The 21,105-nt window shown below is 47.6% G+C and carries 17 protein-coding genes and 1 tRNA gene; 8 read left to right on the plus strand and 10 right to left on the minus strand.

Features of this window, described 5'->3' with window-relative positions; all coding sequences use genetic code 11:
• Positions 1–137 precede the first annotated feature (137 nt).
• Both IC229_RS30285 and IC229_RS30290 read right to left on the minus strand, forming a co-directional pair.
• Positions 138–611 (minus strand): hypothetical protein, encoded by a 474-nt coding sequence (locus tag IC229_RS30285; RefSeq protein ID WP_190891944.1) that lies wholly within the window; start codon positions 609–611, stop codon positions 138–140.
• A gap of 22 nt (positions 612–633) precedes the next feature.
• Complete coding sequence (locus tag IC229_RS30290) at positions 634–3,459, minus strand: PA14 domain-containing protein (RefSeq protein ID WP_190891945.1); 2,826 nt, start codon at positions 3,457–3,459, stop codon at positions 634–636.
• Positions 3,460–4,153: 694 nt separating this feature from the next.
• On the opposite strand from IC229_RS30290, the gene IC229_RS30295 reads away from it, so the two are divergent.
• Positions 4,154–5,728 (plus strand): OmpP1/FadL family transporter, encoded by a 1,575-nt coding sequence (locus tag IC229_RS30295; RefSeq protein WP_190891947.1) that lies wholly within the window; start codon positions 4,154–4,156, stop codon positions 5,726–5,728.
• Between the two features lie 48 nt (positions 5,729–5,776).
• Here the strand turns inward: IC229_RS30295 and IC229_RS30300 are convergent, their stop codons facing one another.
• The 3 genes from IC229_RS30300 to IC229_RS30310 all read right to left on the minus strand — a co-directional run bounded on the left by IC229_RS30300 (position 5,777) and on the right by IC229_RS30310 (position 8,106).
• Entirely contained in the window at positions 5,777–6,283 is a 507-nt protein-coding gene (locus IC229_RS30300; protein ID WP_190891949.1) for a shikimate kinase, read from the minus strand.
• A gap of 77 nt (positions 6,284–6,360) precedes the next feature.
• Positions 6,361–7,506, minus strand: a complete 1,146-nt coding sequence (locus IC229_RS30305) for a BT_3928 family protein (protein WP_190891951.1) — start codon at positions 7,504–7,506, stop codon at positions 6,361–6,363.
• A 33-nt stretch (positions 7,507–7,539) separates the two neighbouring features.
• On the minus strand, positions 7,540–8,106 hold the full coding sequence (locus tag IC229_RS30310; protein ID WP_190891953.1) for a DUF1599 domain-containing protein: 567 nt from the start codon (positions 8,104–8,106) through the stop codon (positions 7,540–7,542).
• Positions 8,107–8,197: 91 nt separating this feature from the next.
• On the opposite strand from IC229_RS30310, the gene folP reads away from it, so the two are divergent.
• The 4 genes from folP to IC229_RS30330 all read left to right on the plus strand — a co-directional run bounded on the left by folP (position 8,198) and on the right by IC229_RS30330 (position 15,646).
• Positions 8,198–9,040, plus strand: coding sequence for a dihydropteroate synthase (folP, locus tag IC229_RS30315; RefSeq protein ID WP_190891955.1), 843 nt, complete (start codon positions 8,198–8,200; stop codon positions 9,038–9,040).
• Between the two features lie 82 nt (positions 9,041–9,122).
• Positions 9,123–9,195 (plus strand) — tRNA-Lys (locus tag IC229_RS30320).
• Between the two features lie 372 nt (positions 9,196–9,567).
• Positions 9,568–14,142 (plus strand): glutamate synthase large subunit, encoded by a 4,575-nt coding sequence (gene gltB / locus IC229_RS30325; protein ID WP_190891956.1) that lies wholly within the window; start codon positions 9,568–9,570, stop codon positions 14,140–14,142.
• A 13-nt stretch (positions 14,143–14,155) separates the two neighbouring features.
• Positions 14,156–15,646: a glutamate synthase subunit beta gene (locus tag IC229_RS30330; protein ID WP_190891958.1), complete on the plus strand. Its 1,491-nt coding sequence runs from the start codon at positions 14,156–14,158 to the stop codon at positions 15,644–15,646.
• Between the two features lie 87 nt (positions 15,647–15,733).
• On the opposite strand, the gene IC229_RS30335 is transcribed toward IC229_RS30330, so the two are convergent.
• Positions 15,734–16,189, minus strand: a complete 456-nt coding sequence (locus IC229_RS30335) for a RidA family protein (protein WP_190891960.1) — start codon at positions 16,187–16,189, stop codon at positions 15,734–15,736.
• A 99-nt stretch (positions 16,190–16,288) separates the two neighbouring features.
• A complete protein-coding gene (locus IC229_RS30340; protein WP_190891962.1) occupies positions 16,289–17,002 on the minus strand; it encodes a DUF2461 domain-containing protein in 714 nt (237 codons plus the stop codon).
• Between the two features lie 179 nt (positions 17,003–17,181).
• On the opposite strand from IC229_RS30340, the gene IC229_RS30345 reads away from it, so the two are divergent.
• Entirely contained in the window at positions 17,182–17,616 is a 435-nt protein-coding gene (locus IC229_RS30345) for a DoxX family protein (RefSeq protein ID WP_190891964.1), read from the plus strand.
• 113 nt (positions 17,617–17,729) lie between these two features.
• Here IC229_RS30345 and IC229_RS30350 read toward each other — a convergent pair whose 3' ends face one another.
• On the minus strand, positions 17,730–18,767 hold the full coding sequence (locus IC229_RS30350) for a spore photoproduct lyase family protein (protein WP_190891965.1): 1,038 nt from the start codon (positions 18,765–18,767) through the stop codon (positions 17,730–17,732).
• Positions 18,768–18,994: 227 nt separating this feature from the next.
• Here IC229_RS30350 and IC229_RS35815 point away from each other — a divergent pair, with 227 nt between their 5' ends.
• Positions 18,995–19,117: a hypothetical protein gene (locus IC229_RS35815; RefSeq protein WP_262893414.1), complete on the plus strand. Its 123-nt coding sequence runs from the start codon at positions 18,995–18,997 to the stop codon at positions 19,115–19,117.
• A 96-nt stretch (positions 19,118–19,213) separates the two neighbouring features.
• Positions 19,214–19,393 carry a hypothetical protein gene (locus IC229_RS30355; protein WP_190891967.1) on the plus strand — a complete coding sequence of 60 codons (180 nt, stop codon included), beginning with the start codon at positions 19,214–19,216 and terminating at the stop codon, positions 19,391–19,393.
• 201 nt (positions 19,394–19,594) lie between these two features.
• On the opposite strand, the gene IC229_RS30360 is transcribed toward IC229_RS30355, so the two are convergent.
• Positions 19,595–20,410, minus strand: coding sequence for a sulfate/molybdate ABC transporter ATP-binding protein (locus IC229_RS30360; RefSeq protein WP_190891968.1), 816 nt, complete (start codon positions 20,408–20,410; stop codon positions 19,595–19,597).
• Positions 20,407–21,072 (minus strand): molybdate ABC transporter permease subunit, encoded by a 666-nt coding sequence (gene modB, locus IC229_RS30365; protein WP_190891976.1) that lies wholly within the window; start codon positions 21,070–21,072, stop codon positions 20,407–20,409. Before modB ends, IC229_RS30360 begins: the two co-directional genes overlap by 4 nt.
• Between the last annotated feature and the right edge of the window lie 33 nt (positions 21,073–21,105).

Below are 21,105 nucleotides of genomic sequence, written 5' to 3' on the forward strand. Positions count from 1 at the left end.
ACCTGTTTAAGGTTTTGAATCAATAAACGTAGCAGGGCTCCGATTTCATGAAATCGGAGCCCTGCTACGTTTAATTATGAGCTGATTTACCCCTGCTATGTTACTATTGCCTTAATGGGCTCAGTTTATTTTCCGCCCTACCACGATTCAGACTCGGACTCAGACATAATTCTGGTTCCACCATAGCCGCGGACTCCAGATATGTACGTCCGTGAGGAATCCTTAGGGTCCCAAGGAACAGGGGCAATCTGAACCTTTACCCAGCCTTTACGGGCCGAGAAGGGGTGATAAATAAACCGCTCCTTACTACTCGATTCATCCGAATTTAGGTATAATTTGAATTTACCTTTGGGCAATTTCATATATTCAGAAGATATAGTTCCTTCTTTATGAGGGAACCCAACGAGCCTATGCTGCATTTCCAGTGCTGCCATATTATCTAGTTCGCCATCGATTAAAATCGAGAACTGCCGTTCAGCGATTACAGTGGGGATGAGTCTATAAGTCCAGTCGGTTTGTTTGGATACCTCCCGGATCATAATCTCCTTTTCCTCTAAAAAGCAACCCGAAAGTACACAAGCCAGCAATATGACAATTAAATGCGTTTTCATCTAAGTAACATTTTGGTTTTAATTAATGAGAGCAACGGGGATTATTTATCAGCGAACCGTTATCCGACATCGCCTTGACAATGGCCGAGAGGTTCCCCCCCTGTGCTTTATATTGATTAAAGGCCCTATATCCCCATTCGTTATTGTACAAATCCATGTATTGAGTTTTTATTGCTTCGCTAGTACCGTCACAAACAAAATTTATAGGTTGAAACGTATTGGGATCAATCATTTTGCCGTATTCTCTGGCTTGGCCTAACTGCCTGGCAACTGGAACCGTAAAACTTTGGGCGTTTAAGGCATTAAAAAACGCATGACGATAGGCATTACAGGCGTTGTCCTGACATCCAATAACACCAAATCTTACAACAGCCTCTAAAGAAGCACTGATAGCATTTGCTCGAAAAGCTATTTGATCCAGCCAAGACATGTTGGCTAAAATCGGTCTTTCTCCAGAGCTTGTAACGAAATTATAATTATCCTGTAGATATTGATCCAGCATTTCAATTAAATCGGGCTTATATCCAAATTGGTCGACATAATTTCTAACTATATTTTTCAAAGCTGGATATTGCTCAAAGGCTTTTTTCTCGTCATTTGAAAAAGAAATACCTTTTGATGACATGTATGGGTAAAATTTGCTTTGCAATACCTGATCGTCAGTCGAAGGCATGATCTCTGGAGGGTTTGTATTTGAATAACCACCTGGGGCTCCTGACCCTCCAACAGAAATACTAACTCCAACTGTCCAATCTGTATTCTCATTATTTCCATTACTATTGCCTGTACCACTAAATTCCCAAATTTGATCGACTTGTCCGTTATAGCACCTGGTAAAAAAACGGGTGTCACCAATATCAATTATACATACTGTATATTCATGACCAGCAATTGGGTCGCTGTATTGTGTTGTGGAAGCCTTATTAGGATATAATCGGCAACTTGGTACAACTTGTGTGTTTTGTCCTGGATATTCCCATAATAATTGAGCTTTTGCACCGCCCGACATGTCAAAAAAGTCCATCACGATATCATATTTTTGCCCCCCGTTCAAGTAGACGCTTCCCTGCTGCCAAGTTGGACTATGACTGTTCCAGTCGTTTATGAGTAGCTGTTTATTTATCCATAGACGAGTACCATCGTCATTATAAGTTTTGAAAGTATAATTTCCGCTGACAGGAGCTTCGATTTGTCCAGCCCAACGGATAGAAAAGCCGTCGTCATTAACTGTACCCGGAATTGGAGAGGCATCCCAGGTAAAATCAACTAGTGCATCGGTGCGAATTGCTGTCATACCTCTGGATAAGTCTGTGCTATTACTGTAAAATCCAGTCAGGCCGTTACCATTTCCACAACCGCTAGACGGCGGACTCGGATTAGAAGGCCCAGCACTTAAGTTGCAACTTGTGATAAAATTGATGGAAATTTGGTTGCCTCCTTGCGATGCCGTTCCGGTCATGGTACGTCCTGTTCGGGCATCACTGGGAAACGTGTAGGTAGCTATGTTATTGGCATTTACTGAACCGGCGAATATGCCCGGCATTACTACGTCAATCGGTGAACCATTGCCGCCCGTAAACTGGTATTGCAATACGCCGGAGTTACAGTCATAGCCCAAGATCTGAAAGGCCAGACTGCCGCCCGAAGTTGGTGGATTGGGATTACTCGGCGGATTTGGATTGCTAGGTGGATTCGGATTGCCGGAACTGAGATTACAACTGGTAGTGAAACTGATCGAAATCTGGTTGCCCGACTGGCTGGCAGAACCACTCACGCTACGTCCCTGACGAGCATCTCCCGGAAAGATGTGCGTTGCTACGTTGTTGGCGTTGACCGTACCGGCAAAAATACCGGGCAACACTACGTTGATGGGCGAACCATCACCACCCGTCATCTGGTATTGTAGTACGCCCGAGTTGCAGTCGTAACTCACAATTTGAAAGGACAGACTCCCACCCGATGGCGGATTGGGGTTGCTGGGTGGATTAGGCGTATTGGGAGGGTTGCTACCACCGGAACTCAGATTACAACTGGTCGTGAAATTAACGGAAATCTGATTACCTGACTGGTTAGCATTGCCACTTACACTACGTCCTGTGCGAGCATCGCCGGGGAAGGTATGGGTTGCTACGTTATCGGCGTATATTGTACCGGCAAAGATACCGGGCAGTACTACGTTAATGGGCGAACTATCACCCCCGGTGAATTGATATTGCAAAACGCCCGAATTACAGTCATAGCTTAGAATCTGAAAGGCTAAAGGCCCGGCGCTACGTGCTCCTTTGTTTGACCGTGCTACGTCGTTGTCTGTTACGTTTACTGTTAGTCGCCCCTTATCAACGAACAGGCTGGTGGCATCGGCTAATCCATGACCACGTAGCAGGCGGAATTCGTTTTTCACACCTGTTTTGGTGAAATAACCTTTTAGCGTATACGTAACGGTAGGTTTAAAAGCTGAAAGTTCAGTGCCTACATAGTCGACGTAATCGCCATCCGTCTGTATGAATCCTTCAGGAAGCAGCACCCTCAGCCGGAATGCATTGGAGCCTGCCATCGTAAACAACAGGCTGGGGCTGATGCTGAAATAATGCGCAACGATGGTAATGGTAAGCGGTTCGCCAACTGCCACATGCTGCTTATCAGCTTTCAGCGTGAAACGTATCGGGTCATTTGTTAATGGACGGCCTGGAAATGTCGGAATGAGAACATTCTTTACGTGTTTTATGGGATGCTCTGGCTTTTTGGGATAATCGCCACCGTGAGTAAATGACAGAAGGAAAACGGTGAGAATAGGGAAGAATCGGTAAAGAATCCGATTAGCATACGCAATAAGTACTTGTTTTATCATGGAGTAAATGAGAATAATTCAAGGCCCAAAAGTACCTTCCATGACTTATTCGATCATTATTAAATAGTAATATATGACATTATAGTTTACTTATTTGACTCCAACTGCTTAAATTAATGTATGAATGATGAATTTGTATCCATATAGCTACTATTTGCCGATTTAACATATTAATCTATTTTATTTATGGCTATCGGCATACCTATACGATTAGTCTGTTGCACCGCATTTTAGCTAACCTTAAGTCTTTATTGAAGCCTACTAATGACCTTTACGTTTGTATAAATAAGATATATTTTATTGGTAAGGCTGTTTTAAACCTTTCAGAACATATTACAAAGGAGGTTTTTTGTCACTCTGAGGCACGAAGAATCTTAACGTTTACTTACTCTCAAATCAGGAAATGTCAAGATTCTTCGTGCCTCAGAATGACAAAGCGTTCATTTTTGACTTGCTTCATAAACCTCACACAGATTCTTTAGATAGTCTCCTCAACAATCCGAATACGTTTAAAGAGCTGTATCGATTAAATTATTTGTAAAAAATCCCCGCTGATTAGGACAATTAGCGGGGATTTTCGTTTTGTTTACATCGCGGGTTTGCTACGTATTTTTTAGCCATTCATTAAACGTTTGGCTGGTTTATTTTTCTAAGCTTTGTATACGTGGTATCCACCACCAATCGCTTTAAAAACATGAGAAAACAGTTCTTTTTTTCGGCAGCCATTACGTTACTGACGCAACTGGCTTATGGGCAGGGCGCAACTGCCGATTACGCCGATGATGCTTTTCGCTTTTCTGATTTTAGTCAGAGTGGAACGGCCCGTTTTCGGGGTATCGGGGGCAACCACGCTGCATTGGGTGGCGACGCCAGCAATATTTTTGGCAATCCGGCTGGTCTGGGTTTCTATAATCGTTCAGAATTGAGTGTCAGTCCGGCATTTACCTCAGTCAATAATCAGGCAAACTTTCTGGGCCAGCAACTTACCGGCAGCAGTGGCAAAGTAAGTGTAGGCCAATTTGGGCTAATCCTGGCCGGAAGCACCAACGGAAGTCGTCGCTGGAAACGTACGGCGTTTGGCGTTACCTACTCGCAATCGACAAATTTTTTCGACTATACCGATGCTCGCGGGCAGAACAATAATCCGAATTCGTCGGTCCTTCAGCCGTATATTAATGAAGCCAACAGTGCCCGGTATAGTGAGCAGGAACTCAGCGATGGCTTTCGCCCGAACGACCGTCAGGCTGATTTTTCGGAAGCCGCTGCCTATGGCCTTTACCTCATCAATCCGACCGACTTGGGCGCGAACGGCTCTGGCCCACCATATACGCGTTTTGATGCCACTACCCGTAAAGACCAACGTACCACCCGGACCAACTCGGGTACGCACTCGCAATGGACACTTGCTTATGCGGGCAATCTGGACAACAAACTCTACATTGGCGGCTCGCTGGCCCTGACCCGGCTCCGGTACTCGTACGAATCGGTGGTCATTGAAGCCCCTATTAACGGTGTTTATTTCAATAATTACGGCCAAACAACTCGTCTCGATGTAACAGGAAACGGCATTAACGCTACGTTGGGTCTGATTTACAAACTGACGCCAGCGTTTCAGGTCGGGGCTACGATAGTATCGCCAACCTGGAGCAGCGCTAACGAAATCTTTGGCCGGACGTTGTCGGCATCTGTGAAGCCTACAAACCCCGAAGGCATTGTGTTGAAGACAAACAACATCGATGTAGTAACGCCTTACGATGAGTTTGAATATTCGCTGCAAACGCCGTTACGTGCTTCTGCCGGTGCTACGTATTTCATTGGAAAAGTTGGCTTCCTGACGGCTACTGCCGAATACGTTGGCTACCAGACTATGCGGGTGCGTACGTCCACTTTTGATAACCAGCAGGATAATACTGATTTCAAAAACGACGTAAAAGCAATCATTCGGGATAGTTATGATAACGTCCTCAATCTGCGTGCAGGCGCCGAAATTCGGGCGGGTATACTTCGGGTTCGGGCAGGAGCAGCCTATCTGCCCAGTGCGTATAAATTAAATCTCGACCGAGTTGCGAAGGAGGATCGTACAAAAATTCTGTTGTCGGCTGGTCTGGGCGTTCGAAACGACCGTTTCTTTGCCGATGTATCAGGCTCGTATCTGACTTATAAATCAGGTTTCTCGCCCTTCCAGTTGCCTAATGATTCCGATACGCCAACCATTGCCGTCAGCAACCGCAACACCAACGTAATGTTATCATTAGGGGTGTTTTTTTAAAAGAAGTCAATAGTCGTCAGTCGGGAGCAGGATCTGACGACTATTGACTTAAAGCCATTTTCCTAATTCCAGCAAAACTTCATCTTCAGTGGTTTCCCCCGAAACCGTTACGTTAGCTTGTTGATAAAAAGGCAGTCGGTTAAGATAGCGCTGCTCCAAAACCATCTGCAAATTAGGATCACTCGGGTTATTAAGCGGACGATCGTCCTGCGCATGAGCGAGAATGCGACGTACCAGCACATCGACCGGTACGTCCAGAAAGATTGATACACCTGTAGCGTTGATATAGGCCATATTATCATGAAAACAAGGCATCCCCCCTCCTGTCGAAACGACGACATTACCACCTGGTCGGATAGTACGTAACAACCGTCGTTCAGCTTCCCGAAAATACGCTTCGCCAGACTGTGCAAAAATATCGGCAATGGAGCGACCCTCGTCCCGAACAATTAGTTTATCAGTATCCAGAAAGCGATAATGCAACGTATCGGCAATACGTTTCCCCAGCGTACTCTTTCCGGAAGAGGGCATTCCAATCAGAAAAATATTCTTCATGTGATGAAAGAGCGAAAGAGTGAAAGAATGAAAGAGCGAAAGGATTGCTTGCGTCGGCCTTTCACTCATTCGCTCTTTCATTCTTTCACTCTTTGTTTTACCTCCTCCGCTTCGGGCGTGGAGTTATAATGCCATTTGCCACGAACTACGCCATTATCCATAAGCCAGGTTCCTGGGTTCGAGCGCATGATCGTTTTCAGTACGGTAGCATCGGCTTTGTAATACGGTACGCTCTCAAGTTGATACTCTTTGCGGAACGCTTTGATTTCATCATCACTGGTCGAAGTGAGGATATACGGTTTAATGTCGGAACCCTGTAAACCTTCAACCAATTCACGTATCGCGGGAAGGCTACCAGCGTCGATATCGGTCGTATTTTTAATAATAATGAACAGTTTTTTACCCTCGAACGTCTGCTGGGTATAATCGCCTGAATCATCCCAGACGCGGTAATCCGTGATTTTTGGTTTGGCACTCTCGTTCACCAACACCATTTCTTTGAATTTGTAGCTCTGGTCAGTCGGGTATTTATCCAGCTCGACTGTCTGCCCGGCCCGCTCCATAATGTATTTATAACGTAGCGGTTCTGATGGCTTCATCTGTGTCGGAATACTTTTACCAACTGCATAGGGCAGCATATCAATTGGCGGTAAAAACTGAACGGCGTAAACGCCCAGCGCCAACGTTAAGACAGTCGTTAAGGCTACCAGCCAGCCTGTGTTACGTGCTCGTAACCGATTTCGGTGGCCGATAATAAACAGAATCAGCACCGTCAGTACTACGTCCTTACCGAACGATGTCCAGGGTTTGAGCTTAATGGCATCCCCGAAACAGCCACAGTCGGTAACCCGGTCAAAATAAGCCGAATAAAACGTCAGGAACGTAAAGAAAATGATGAGAAAGAATAAAAGCCAGACAGTGATTTTGGGTTTGTAAGACGCTAGTAAGGCCACTCCCAGAATAACCTCAGCCGCGCAGAACAGTACCGACATCACGAGTGTGAACGGGACTAGCCCCATAAAGAAATCGTGCAGAAACGGTATGTCCTGGGCGAATACTTCAAAATATTCTTCAAACTTAATCTGGGTGCCAACCGGGTCGTTCAGTTTGATAAGCCCCGAAAAAATAAAGACAATACCAACCAGAATCCGGGCGGTGCGGGCGGCAATCAGCATGGGTGGCGTGCCGGTTTTTACTTTAGGCTGCGATGTTGTGGGGTTCATACGTAACGCGGGTGGAAACCCGCAGGTAAAGCTCTATTGCGGGTTTTCACCCGCGCTACTTTTAATTAAGCAAAAAACGGCGTAATTAATCATATCCATATAATTGGCCTCAACGCCTTCCGACACCAACGTATTGCCCTGATTATCCTCAATTTGCTTGGTACGTAGCAGTTTCATCAGAATAATGTCGGTCATGGAACTAACGCGCATATCACGCCAGGCTTCGCCGTAATCGTGATTTTTGGCAAACAACAGGTCAATAACCTTGCCAATTTCGGCGTTGTACAGGTGTTCAAGTTCATCCGTCGGGATATCCATCCGGGGCGAACTAGCCGACGTATCATGCGCCAACTGCAACTGAATCAGTGCCATAACGCAGTAATTAATGATCCCCACAAACTCAGGTTCAATGCCTTCGCCCACACGGCTAACGCCGGTTTCCTGAAGCGTACGAATCCGTTGGGCTTTTATAAAAATCTGGTCGGTAATGCTGGGCAGTCGCAGAATACGCCAGGCCGTGCCGTAATCTTTGTTCTTTTTCAGGAAAAGGTCTTTGCAGCGTTGGATAACCTGCCGATATTCGGTTTCGGTTTGGGTCATTATCGTATGTAGTCACTGATGGTCATTCGTGGCCATTATTTGTTCTGACAATTCCTTTAATGACAATTAATGACTCCAAATGACATTTCTAATGCCGAAAGTTACGAAAAAAACGCTGAACTGCCGGGGCAGACTGGTTGATTTACGAACGCCCGCCGTAATGGGTATCCTGAACGTAACGCCCGATTCGTTCTTTGCCGACAGCCGTGTTACGTTGGAGAAAACGGTAGAAGTCGCCCGAAAAATGCTCGATGAGGGCGCTACGTTCCTCGACATTGGTGGCTACTCCACCCGACCCAGTGCCGCCGATATTTCACCCACGGAAGAAGCCGACCGCGTATTGCCGATTATCGAGCAGATTCTGGCAGCCTTCCCAAACGCCCTGATTTCTATCGATACGTTCCGGGCATCTGTAGCCCGTCAGGCCATCGAAGCTGGGGCTTCATTAATTAACGACGTAGCAGGCGGCACGCTCGACGCTGTTATGTTTGAGACAGTGGCTGCCCTGGGTGTACCCTACGTACTGATGCATTTACGCGGTACGCCACAAACCATGCAGTCGCTGGCCAGCTATGAGAACGTAGCGACTGAAGTAATTGATGAATTGGCCGAGCGGCTAGTCATGCTACGTTCTTTGGGTATAAAAGATGTGATTCTCGACCCCGGATTCGGCTTTGCCAAGACGCCATCGCAAAATTTTTTCCTACTGACTCACCTCCGCGAATTTGCGTTATTCGATGAACCGGTTCTGGTTGGAATTTCGCGAAAAACGACCATCTGGAAAACCTTGAATATCAGTGCCGACGAATCGCTGAACGGCACTACGGTTTTGCATACAGTAGCCTTGCTTCAGGGAGCTTCTATATTACGTGTTCATGACGTTCGGGAGGCTGTAGAGGCCATTAAACTCACCCAGCAGTTAACTTTTTTTTGAGCCATACTTGCATTTACTCCAACAAACCTCTACTTTTGCATTCCCAAACGACAACGCTCCGGTTTAGTTGTACAGGGAAAATGATTTGGTAGCTCAGCTGGTAGAGCAATACACTTTTAATGTATGGGTCCTGGGTTCGAATCCCAGCCGAATCACCGAAGAAGGCCGAAGGGTGAAAAGAAGATAAAAATCGACTTTTCACCCTTCGGCTTTTTAGTACTATTCTCAGATGTAAGGTACAACACTTAATTGCTTTTTATTCACTTTTCAAGAACAATTATAATCAAATTCACAATTAGTGCCGTTCCCTATAAAATTCCAGAGAAGGCTGTTTTTACCAAATTTTTTTAGTAGTATATTGCGTGACTTTGTCACAAACGCCCTTCAGTCCGATTGCCTTCTCGTCAATATAAGTACAGATCGGACTACCCGTTAATTTAGATTTTCGTAAAATCCGCCCCTATTTGTTGCGATTTTGTTAATTCAGTAATCCACGAATAGCGGCATTACCCAACACTGTTACGACCATGTCTGATCAGGTTGACCAACTGGCGGGTCTCTACCGCCCCGAGTTCGAACACGACAATTGTGGTATTGGCTTTGTAGCCCATATCAAAGGCCGCAAGTCACACCAAATTGTATCGGATGCGCTCCAGATGCTTCGGCGCATGGAACACCGTGGTGCGGTGGGTTCCGAGCCCAATTCGGGCGATGGAGCCGGTCTGCTCATTCAACTCCCACACGAATTTTTCGTGGATGAAACCCGTAAGCTGGGTATTCATTTACCACCCGCACTCGAGTACGGCGTTGGGATGGTGTATTTTCCGAAAGATGTATGGCTGCGGGAAGAGTGCCGCGCTATTCTGAACCGGAATATGAAGAAGTTAGGTCTCGAATTGATTTGTTACCGGGTCGTTCCGGTTAACAATAGCGATTTGGGCACTGGCTCTCGCTCGGCTGAACCACAAATGGAACAGGTATTTATTAAACGCCCAGCCGATGTTACTAACCCCGACGATTTTGAGCGCAAGCTTTACATCCTACGTAACTACAGCACCCGGCTCATTAACGAGACGGTAGCCGGTGTCGACCACTTCTATTTTTCGTCGCTTTCGTGCCGGACTATTACGTATAAAGGTCAACTAACTACCCTGCAACTGGAGCCTTATTTTCCAGATCTGCAACAGGAAGAGGTTGTATCGGCCATTGGTGTAGTCCATTCCCGCTTCTCGACCAATACGTTCCCATCGTGGAAATTGGCCCAGCCATTCCGTTATATTGCCCATAATGGTGAGATTAACACTGTTAAGGGTAACGTTAACTGGATGAAAGCGGCAGAAGGGTTACTTGAATCGAGCAAGTTTACGAAGGAAGAGATGGACATGCTGTTGCCCATCTGCGACCCTCGTCAGTCGGACTCGGCTAATCTCGACAACGCGATTGAACTGCTCGTGATGAGCGGTCGGTCGCTGCCGCACGTGATGATGATGCTGATTCCGGAAGCTTGGGACGGCAACGAACACATGGACCCGGTACGTAAAGCTTTCTACGAATTCCACGCGGCCCTGATTGAGCCCTGGGACGGCCCAGCGTCAATTTCGTTTACCGATGGACGTATCGTTGGAGCAACCCTCGACCGGAATGGGCTGCGGCCATCGCGGTTCTGGGTAACCAACGACGACATCGTAATTATGGCGTCTGAAGTGGGCGTACTGGATATCGCCCCTGCAAAAGTGGTGTCGAAAGGGCGTTTGCAACCGGGCAAAATGTTCCTGGTCGATATGGAGCAGGGTCGGATTGTGGCTGATGAGGAAATCAAAGCTCAAATCTCTAACCGGAAGCCTTATCAGCAATGGCTCGATGATAACAAGATAAAAATCCACGACCTCGAAGCGCCTATCCGGTCGTATAATCATTACGATCCGGCTAAACTGCTACGTATGCAGCAGGCGTTTGGCTTTACGTCAGAAGATTTGCGAATGATTCTGGCACCGATGGTCGAAACGGGCAAGGAAGCGCTGGGTTCGATGGGAACCGACGTACCGTTGGCCGTATTGTCGGAGCAGAGCCAGCACATGAGCCACTATTTTAAACAGTTGTTCGCTCAGGTCACGAACCCGCCCATCGACTCGATTCGGGAGCGTTCGATTATGTCGCTGATTTCGTTCGTGGGTGCTACGTATAATCTCCTGAGTGAGTCGCCAGAACACTGCCGCCAGGTCGAACTGGAGCAGCCCGTTCTGACAACCAAAGAGTTTGACAAACTACGGTTTATCGATAAGCCTAAATTCCAGGCTAAAACGATCAACTGCCTGTTCACCTGTGATGGGCAGGGAAAATCACTGGAACGTGCCCTTGACCGTATCTGTCGCTACGCCGAAGACGCTATTCAGGATGGTTATTCGATTCTGGTACTTTCTGACCGTGCGATTGATTCCAGCCACGCCCCAATTCCGTCGCTGCTCGCTACGTCGGCCATTCACCATTACCTGATACGTCAGGGTTTGCGAGGTAAAGTAGGGATCGTCGTTGAAGCGGGTGACGTTTGGGAAACCCACCACGTTGCTACGTTGATTGGATACGGCGCTTCGGGCGTAAACCCGTACATGGCGTTCGAAACTATCGCCAACCTGAAAGAAAAAGGGCTGCTGAACGTAGATTACGACCTCGATAAGCTGTATAAGAACTACGTAAAAGCGGTCAATGGCGAGTTGCTGAAAATCTTCTCGAAGATGGGTATCTCGACACTGCAATCGTATCAGGGCGCTATGATTTTTGAGTGCCTGGGCCTTAATCAGGACGTAGTGAGCCGGTACTTTACGGGAACGGTTTCACGTATCGGTGGGATGGGTCTGGACGAGATTGCCCGCGAGATTCTGGTACGTCATTGTGTGGCTTTCCCAACCACGCCGATGGTGGCGCCACGGCTCGAAGTGGGCGGTATTTATCAGTGGAAACAACGGGGTGAAAAGCACATTTTCAACCCCGACACGATTCACCTGCTGCAACAGTCGACGAAGAAAAACGATTACGCACTCTTCAAGAAATACTCGAAGCTGATCGACGATCAGACGCAGAAAGCCATTACGTTACGTGGTCTGCTGAAGTTCAAAAAAGGCAACCCGGTACCCATTGACGAAGTCGAACCCATCGAGAGCATCTTCAAGCGTTTTGCTACAGGAGCCATGTCGTTCGGCTCGATTTCGTGGGAAGCGCATACTACGTTGGCCATTGCGATGAACCGCATCGGCGGCAAAAGCAATTCGGGCGAAGGTGGTGAAGATGAACTCCGCTACAAGCCGCTCGAAAACGGCGACAGCATGAATTCAGGCATTAAACAGGTCGCTTCGGGCCGGTTTGGTGTGACGAGTTATTACCTGACCAATGCCCGTGAACTGCAAATCAAGATGGCGCAGGGAGCCAAGCCCGGCGAAGGTGGTCAATTGCCTGGTTTCAAGGTCGATGACTGGATTGGCCGGACGCGACATTCTACGCCTGGCGTGGGCCTGATTTCGCCCCCACCCCACCACGATATTTATTCCATCGAGGATTTGGCGCAGTTGATTTCCGACCTGAAAAATTCCAACCGGGAAGCACGTATCAGTGTGAAGCTAGTATCGGAAGCGGGGGTTGGAACCATTGCGGCCGGGGTTGCCAAAGCCCACGCTGATCATATTCTCATCTCCGGCCACGACGGCGGAACGGGGGCTTCTCCCCTTTCGTCGATACGTCATGCGGGACTTCCCTGGGAACTTGGCCTGGCCGAAGCGCATCAGACGCTGGTCAAAAACAAATTGCGTGGCCGTGTAACCGTACAAGCTGATGGTCAAATGCGGACCGGTCGCGACCTGGCTATTGCGGCTCTGCTTGGTGCCGAAGAATTTGGGGTAGCTACGGCTGCACTGGTCGTGGCAGGTTGTATCATGATGCGTAAATGCCACCTGAACACGTGTCCAGTTGGCGTAGCGACGCAGAATAAAGAGTTACGTGCCTTATTTACGGGTAAGCCTGAGCACGTCGTGAACATGTTTACATTCCTGGCGATGGAGCTTCGCGAGATTATGGCTGAACTGGGTTTCCGGACCATCAACGAAATGGTCGGTCAGTCGCAAATGCTCGCCATGCGAAATAACATGCCTCATTGGAAGTACAAAAACGTAAATCTCGACGCGCTGTTGTATAAAGAGCCGACCAATCTGGATGTTGCTTTATTCAAACAGGAAGAGCAAAATCACCATCTGGATGCCGTACTCGACCGCCAGCTGATTGAGCTGGCCAAGCCTGCATTAGCCTCGGCGGAGTCGGTATATGGCGAATTTCCGGTACAAAATATCGACCGGAGTATTGGCACGATGCTGTCGAATGAGATTTCGAAAGTGTATGGAGGTCCAGGTTTACCAGAGAGTACGATTCACGTAAAACTTCGGGGAACAGCTGGTCAGAGCTTCGGTGCATTCAGCACGAGCGGTATTAAACTTGAACTCGAAGGCGATGCCAATGATTACTTTGGTAAAGGTCTTTGCGGGTCACAACTTATCGTGTATCCTGACCGGGCCGCTCAATTTAAACCAGAAGAAAACAGCATCGTCGGCAACGTATCATTCTACGGTGCTACGTCGGGAGAAGCCTTCATTCGGGGGATGGCTGGCGAACGATTCTGTGTTCGTAACTCCGGTGCTAAAGTTGTTGTTGAAGGCGTGGGTGACCACGGTCTGGAATACATGACGGGTGGGCTGGCCATTATTCTGGGCAAAACCGGGCGCAATTTCGCGGCAGGCATGTCGGGGGGAGTTGCCTACGTCTGGGATCAGGACGGCACGTTTGCTTCGAAGGTAAATATGGAAATGGTGAGCCTGGAATCTATTAATGAAGAAGACTTGGGCATTGTTCGGGAATACGTCGACAAACATTTCCAGTATACAACCAGCAACGTAGCACTTTCGCTGATTCAGGACTGGGATAATCTGATTGGTCAGTTTGTGAAAGTGATGCCAGGCGATTTCCGGCAGGCGCTGGCTGGCCGTGGTATTTCGCTGGCCGACCAGATTCGCGACAAAAACATTGTTTATCAAGACATTACCGTTGACGTAACGAACGGTTGAGCATAAAAATAGAATGGGAAAACCTACCGGATTTTTAGAGTTTGCACGCGAACTACCCAAAAAGCGTGCCACGCAGGAACGGATTCACGATTATAAAGAAATCGACGTACCGCATTCCGAGCAGGATTCTGGTCGGCAGGCAGCACGTTGCATGGATTGCGGCACCCCGTTTTGTCATAGCGGCTGTCCCCTCGGAAACATCATTCCTGAGTTCAATGACGCCGTTTATGAGCAGAACTGGGTTTATGCCTACGAAATTCTGAGTTCGACCAACAATTTCCCGGAATTTACGGGACGAATTTGTCCGGCTCCCTGCGAAGCATCCTGCGTACTGGGTATCAACAAGCCGCCGGTGGCAATTGAGTTCATCGAAAAATCAATTGCAGAAGTCGCTTTTGAACGGGGCTACGTAACGCCGAAACTGCCGAAAGAACGTACTGGCAAAAAAGTAGCTGTAGTCGGTTCTGGTCCAGCTGGTTTGGCGGCTGCCGCTCAGCTTAACAAAGCGGGCCATGCAGTTACTGTATTTGAACGAGCTGATCAAATCGGTGGACTGCTACGTTACGGCATTCCCGATTTCAAGCTGGAGAAATGGACCATCGACCGACGGCTGGCCGTCATGGAAGACGAAGGTATTACGTTCAAAACCGGCATCAACGTCGGTGTCGATTTGAAAGCCAATGATTTACTGAATGATTTCGACCTGGTTATGTTGACCGGAGGCTCTACCGTTCCCCGCGATTTGCCGATTCCCGGCCGCTCGCTGAAAGGAATTTATCCGGCCATGGAATTTCTGAGTCAGCAAAACAAACGTAACGCGGGACTGCCCATCCAGGTAGATCACCGGGGCGAAAAATATGGCGACGGCGAACTTTGGGCTACCGACAAGAACGTAGTAGTGATTGGCGGTGGCGATACGGGTTCTGACTGCGTTGGTACGTCGAACCGGCACGGAGCCAAAACGGTAACGCAAATCGAATTGATGCCGATGCCGCCAAAAGACCGGGCAGAAAATACGCCCTGGCCAAACTGGCCCATGATGCTACGTACCAGTACGTCGCACGAAGAGGGTTGTGACCGGCATTGGTCGATTAATACGAAAGAATTTGTTGGCGACGAAAACGGTAATCTGAAAGCGCTACGTATCGTTGATCTGGAATGGAAAAACGAAAACGGACGAATGCAGATGGTTGAAGTAGCTGGTTCTGAGCGCGACATTCCCTGCGAACTGGCTTTGCTGGCGGCTGGCTTTCTACATCCACAACACAACGGCCTCTTAGATGAACTGGGTATTGAATACGATGAGCGAGGCAATGTAAAAGCTACCAATTACCAGACCACTACAAATCCAAACGTTTTCACGGCAGGTGATATGCGTCGGGGACAATCGCTGGTGGTTTGGGCCATTTCAGAAGGTCGCGAGGCTGCCCGTGCCGCCGATAAATACCTGATGGGCGAAAGTCAGCTCGAAGCAAAAGCGGTTTCTTTAATTGAAGTAGCCTAAACAGTTTTGATATTTTTTCAGTACACAAATAAGCCGCTCCTATCGTAGGAGCGGCTTATTTGTGTACTGAAAAAATATCAAAACTGTTTATTTGACGGCAATAACTTCAATCTCTATCAGAATATCATCCTGAACAATTTTTGCAACGCTGTTTGTCTTGGCTATCTGCGACGTAGTAACACCGGCAAAATACGTTTTAGCGATACCTGCAACCTGTTGTGTCAAATTTTGGTCAACTAATCCTTTACCAGACGATCCTTTGTAGTTATAGGTAACCTGCGTTACGTTGCTCATTGTCATACCCATACGCCCTAAAGAGGCTTTGATATTCTCGAATACCTGTTCCGTCTGTCTGCTTAAATTCCCAACGCCGACCAGTTCGCCCTTTTCGTTATAAGGCCGTTGCCCGCTGATGTATACCTGTTTGCCCGGTAGACCAGAATTTACTCTGTAGATATACCCTAGTGATAAATTCGAAGGTGTCTGCGCCATGGCAAAGGTACCAACCAATGTACTGATTATAAGGATAAAGCAGAATTTCATAATTCTAAGTGGTTCAATGACTCGTTAATTTCATTCAAATGATGGTTCCCCATTCTCACACGTAGCGCTTCACAACCAGCAAGTTGAATTATAGCCGACCTATACCAACGTAACAGGCTCTTCTTTTTCCTCAAAAAACAGGTAGTTCAGCCAATCGCAGTAGGGTTTGATGATGCGGCAACCTCGTATAATTTCATCCGCAAAATTTGCGCCTAAAACCTCTTTATCGGTAAACCGATGCATAAAAAATAACTCTTTCCGACGCAATAACTCAATCTCAGGGTGGTCGACGGGATAGCCTTTCGGCATACTTTTTAGCTGCTCACCGTGGGCTTCGGGGAAATAATTCCTGAACGTATCATCCTCGATGATGGCTTTCAACTCATCCACGTTATAGTCGACTTCCTGCCGGAATTTAGCCAGATTGGCTGGCGTTGGCTGCCACATACCTGCTCCTATAAATGACTGGTTGTCAGGCTGAATGTGAACGTAGTAATCGATACGTCCCGAATGACGTCCGCCGGGACCAATGGCAAATGCCAGATTCGACTTATACGGTTTTTTATCCTTTGAGAAGCGGATGTCGCGGTTGATGCGGAAAACACAATCTTTTACCGACGTATTAGCCAGCGGCTCATAAGGACCAAGGCCTGTCAGAACCTGTTCCACTACGTTACAAAGTTCAGTTTTAGCCGCGTCATATCGCGGACGATTGGCATGAAACCACTCTCTATTATTATTCAGGACAAGGTCGCGGAGGAACGTAAGCGTAGCCGGTGTGAAGCCAGCCTTCGGGGCAGGTTTTGCTTTCATAACTAGTCAAAGATACGCAATTGTGCTCCACGTTGGTTAACTCAACCGCCGATTTGTTAACTAGCGAATCTATTTTGATGCTAGTTTTTCTCCGAAAAGCCATAACTCGTTCGCTCTCAACTTGATTTGTACGTATCCTCTCTTTATATTCGATACAGTTTCACTAAATGCTTACTCGCATGAACGTATTACATCGTATTGAGCATTGGGGCGATACGCATCACCCCGCCTGGACAGACGCTCTCCGCATTATGCTGGGGATCATTCTGGTGCTGAAAGGCATTAGTTTTATTAGTGATACTACCTACCTGCATAACTTAGTGGGTGGGCTACATTTTGACCTTTATGCGGTCATGGCTGTTCATTACGTTGCGTTTGCCCATTTGGTAGGCGGTTTTCTGATTGCGCTGGGTTGCCTGACACGGCTGATGTGTATTTTCCAGCTTCCGATTCTGGTTGCAGCTGTTTTCTTTGTCAATATTCGCCAGGGTTTTTCGCCTTTAAACTCAGAACTTTGGCTCTCGCTTATTGTTCTAGCACTGCTTTTGATGTTCCTGGTTATTGGTTCCGGCCGGTTCTCAATGGATGAGTATGTGAAACAGCATAGTCATTAGTCAGGACCGGGATTTAGCTGTTTTAGGGATTTTCTGGATTTTGTTTTCGCTTCTTCGAAGCATTCTATCAATTAACAAAATCCAGAAAATCCCTAAAACAGCTAAATCCCGGTTCAGAAAATGTACCGTATCTCACACCAGGGTATCTCCTCTCTGACCAACCCTTCAAATACCTCAATCATTTTCCGCTTGAGTTGGTGGTTGTAGCGGATGTTCCAGCCGCCAAACTGACTGACCTTACTTTCCTGTAATTCAGGCACCCATAATAACTCTTCGGCTTTTGGGTTGATGGCTAAATTGGCCTGATGCTGCCACTGGTTGTGGGTCAGAAAAATGACTTCACACTTAAGCTGGGCCCGGACCTCGGGACGTAGTGCTACGTCGAGTTGACGAAATAAGTCGCGGTAATCGTTTCGCCACTGCTTCCCGCCGTAAACGATGACGGGGGAGAAATTAACGTGTACTTCGTAACCGGCATCGTAAAAGTCGTTGATGGCCGCGATACGTTTCTCAATGCTGTCGGTACGTACATCCACTAATTTACTGACGTGACTGGGCATCAGGCTGAACCGAATCCGAATTTTCCGTTGTGGATCGAAACTGAGCAGGGCCGGGTTCACAAATTTTGTCGCAAACGTAGCTTTCGCACGGGGGTGCGCCCGGTAAAACTCAAACACCTGCCGAATGCCTTTCGTCAGACTGTAGTCGATGGCGATGTCGGAATTACAGCCAATATCGTATGTATAAAATTCCGGGTCGGTTTGGTTTCCCGATTTAGGCCAGGGCAAGCTCATTACGTGTGCATCGACGCTGGCGATATTCTCTTCTACGTTGGTAAACAACGTAATGGGATTCACGACTTTATGCCGATCAACGTAGCAGTAGGCACATCCGCCAAAACATCCGTTGGCCAGACTAGGCGCAATGTAGTCGGCACTACGTCCGCTCCACTTGATATCCTGCGTTTTCAAACGCCCAAGTACTAATACGTCGGATTTAATTTTGAAGTGGTTCATGCCGAGTTCCGGCAAGCGGTTATGCTGCTTTATTTCAAGTCGCTCGGCTTCAGGAAATTGTGCCAGTACAGCCTCCCCCCGACCGTTCAGTGCGTCGGCAGTATAGAGGATCAAACCAGGATTAAAATCAGGCATAAACAGACGTTGAGGGTATACAGAATAAACGCCTGAACGAGAGACTTAGTTCAAAGATAAAAATATACAATATACTGATTCATAACTCTTTACCAAGCATTTTTTAATTAACAGGTTTATCTATTGCCTGGCCAAAAGTATCTTCAAATATTACGTTACCATCCGGTTTTGTAAAACGGACGGCGTCTACAGAACCTGTTCCTTCGAAGTCGTAACTGATGCCAACAATGTCTTTGTCTTTAGTATCGGCAAAAATTGTTGAACCCCCGTACGTAGCGATAACGAACGGTCGGTGGCTTAGGCTGCATCAGAATATTCTGTTGCTCAATCAGGACAACCGGACTACCTAAACGTCCCTTTTGACGCACTTCACTCTCCTTAAAGTATACAGGAACAGGCTCCTGCATCACGGCTACGTTCTAACCGTCTGATGGAATCAACAAATTATGTTCCTGCACAAGCTAATTGCCAATACCCCGTTTCGCCCGGAAGTAGCACCGCAGATCAAGAAACTTCAGTTAGGTTTCAGTGACCAATTCAGGGCCTATATTAATGGCAAACTGATTTTTGGCGGCCAAGATGAGTTTTTGTCCCGAGACTGCCGTTTTCTGGGCACCATCGATTAATTCGATGATATCTACCTATATCTGAGTCAGGGGAAGAACGAAATCTGGCTCGCCGTTTCTGAAACCTTCGGCGGCTGGGGTATCAAGGGGCTGATAGCTGATCAAACAGGAATTAAGATAGAACAGTAGATTATGATATATGAAGTATGATGTAGGGTGTTGAGAAGTCCAAGGCATACACCCTACATCATACTTCATATATCATACATCAAACCTTATCCAGTCGCCTACGCGTCGTTGGCTCCAGGCAGGGTTTTTAGATGTCAGTTGAGTTGTTTCAGTTTCTACAACCCACTGATGCCGAGCCTCATCATACTCAATACGGGTGATACGTTCCTGCAATCGTACAGATTCGCTACGTTGCTCAATCTGCCTGTCGGACTCAATATGTCCCTGCACCAACGTAATCACGCGATCCGCCAACGTCTGTACGTCGATGGCGTGGTGACTCACCAGCAACGTAGTGGTTCCCCACGTTTTATGCAGTTCAAGCAAAACCAGACGTAACGCCTGACTGGCTTGGGCATCGAGTGCGGCAAATGGCTCATCGAGTAGCAGTAATTGGGGACGACGGACCAAGGCTCGTGCCAGTGCCACCCGCTGCCGTTGGCCACCCGATAATTTGAGTGGTTTTTGATCACGAAAAGCGTCAAGCCCCGTTACGTCTATTAACTCCTGAATCAATGGATGCTGGTCCTTTAGGGCAGCGAATTGAATATTTTCAAGAACAGTCATGTTGGGAAATAACGCGGTATCCTGAAAAACATACCCTACCGAACGTTGCTGCGGTGGCCGATTGATACGTTGTTCATTATCCAGCCAGGGAATGTTATCGACCACGATACGTCCCTGCTGCGGTACGTCAAGACCAGCCACTACACGTAGCAACGTTGTTTTTCCTGATCCAGATGGCCCAACCAGTGCGGTAAGGCTGCCCGGTTCCAGGTTAACTTTTACACGAAGTTCGCCGGAGCCTTCGGCAAACAGGCGGGGCATCACTACGTCGATGGCAATCATACCGTTACCCGTTTATTGATGGCATAAACCACCAGGAGAATGATGAACGACACGGCTAGTAGTAAAGCTGCATAGGTGTGGGCCGTCTGGAAATGAAGCAGTTCGACCTCATCATAAATGGCAATAGACGCTACACGGGTCTGCCCCGGCAGGTTTCCGCCAATCATCATTACCAGCCCAAATTCGCCGATGGTGTGCGCGAACGTAAGCACGATTCCAGTAAGTAAAGCGGGTTTACAGTTGGGTAGCAGGACACGCCACAACGTTCGGGCGGGCGACTGACCAAGCGTATAGGAAGCTTCCCGCCAGGAAACGGGCAGGTTCTCTATCCCCGCCTGAATCGGATGCACCATAAACGGCAGGCTGTAAATCAGTGAGGCAACCACCAGCCCTTCAAACGAAAAAACCAATTGTAGATTCAACGTTTTCAGTAGCCACGCTCCCAGGCTACTCGTCGGACTAAAGGTCAGCAGCAAATAAAAACCGACAACGGATGGAGGTAAAACCAGCGGCAAACTAATGATGGCTTCGAAAACCGGTTTAAGCCGAAATCGACTCAACGCCAGCCAACCCGCTAATGGAATACCAATTACCAGTAGCAACAGTGTCGTTACTCCTGCCAGACGTAGTGTTAACCAGATAGGTCCCCAATCGATGGGCATAAATGAGTGCTATTGTTGATGAGTGATACGTTT

This window comes from Spirosoma profusum (assembly GCF_014699005.1).
Lineage (GTDB): Bacteria > Bacteroidota > Bacteroidia > Cytophagales > Spirosomataceae > Spirosoma > Spirosoma profusum.

What these genes read in the sequence shown, in the direction of transcription:
- IC229_RS30285 (WP_190891944.1), bottom strand. Translation starts at nt 611, where the DNA reads ATGAAAACGCATTTAATTGTCATATTGCTGGCTTGTGTACTTTCGGGT.
- IC229_RS30290 (WP_190891945.1), bottom strand. Translation starts at nt 3,459, where the DNA reads ATGATAAAACAAGTACTTATTGCGTATGCTAATCGGATTCTTTACCGA.
- IC229_RS30295 (WP_190891947.1), top strand. Translation starts at nt 4,154, where the DNA reads ATGAGAAAACAGTTCTTTTTTTCGGCAGCCATTACGTTACTGACGCAA.
- IC229_RS30300 (WP_190891949.1), bottom strand. Translation starts at nt 6,283, where the DNA reads ATGAAGAATATTTTTCTGATTGGAATGCCCTCTTCCGGAAAGAGTACG.
- IC229_RS30305 (WP_190891951.1), bottom strand. Translation starts at nt 7,506, where the DNA reads ATGAACCCCACAACATCGCAGCCTAAAGTAAAAACCGGCACGCCACCC.
- IC229_RS30310 (WP_190891953.1), bottom strand. Translation starts at nt 8,106, where the DNA reads ATGACCCAAACCGAAACCGAATATCGGCAGGTTATCCAACGCTGCAAA.
- folP (WP_190891955.1), top strand. Translation starts at nt 8,198, where the DNA reads ATGCCGAAAGTTACGAAAAAAACGCTGAACTGCCGGGGCAGACTGGTT.
- gltB (WP_190891956.1), top strand. Translation starts at nt 9,568, where the DNA reads ATGTCTGATCAGGTTGACCAACTGGCGGGTCTCTACCGCCCCGAGTTC.
- IC229_RS30330 (WP_190891958.1), top strand. Translation starts at nt 14,156, where the DNA reads ATGGGAAAACCTACCGGATTTTTAGAGTTTGCACGCGAACTACCCAAA.
- IC229_RS30335 (WP_190891960.1), bottom strand. Translation starts at nt 16,189, where the DNA reads ATGAAATTCTGCTTTATCCTTATAATCAGTACATTGGTTGGTACCTTT.
- IC229_RS30340 (WP_190891962.1), bottom strand. Translation starts at nt 17,002, where the DNA reads ATGAAAGCAAAACCTGCCCCGAAGGCTGGCTTCACACCGGCTACGCTT.
- IC229_RS30345 (WP_190891964.1), top strand. Translation starts at nt 17,182, where the DNA reads ATGAACGTATTACATCGTATTGAGCATTGGGGCGATACGCATCACCCC.
- IC229_RS30350 (WP_190891965.1), bottom strand. Translation starts at nt 18,767, where the DNA reads ATGCCTGATTTTAATCCTGGTTTGATCCTCTATACTGCCGACGCACTG.
- IC229_RS35815 (WP_262893414.1), top strand. Translation starts at nt 18,995, where the DNA reads ATGTCTTTGTCTTTAGTATCGGCAAAAATTGTTGAACCCCCGTACGTA.
- IC229_RS30355 (WP_190891967.1), top strand. Translation starts at nt 19,214, where the DNA reads ATGTTCCTGCACAAGCTAATTGCCAATACCCCGTTTCGCCCGGAAGTA.
- IC229_RS30360 (WP_190891968.1), bottom strand. Translation starts at nt 20,410, where the DNA reads ATGATTGCCATCGACGTAGTGATGCCCCGCCTGTTTGCCGAAGGCTCC.
- modB (WP_190891976.1), bottom strand. Translation starts at nt 21,072, where the DNA reads ATGCCCATCGATTGGGGACCTATCTGGTTAACACTACGTCTGGCAGGA.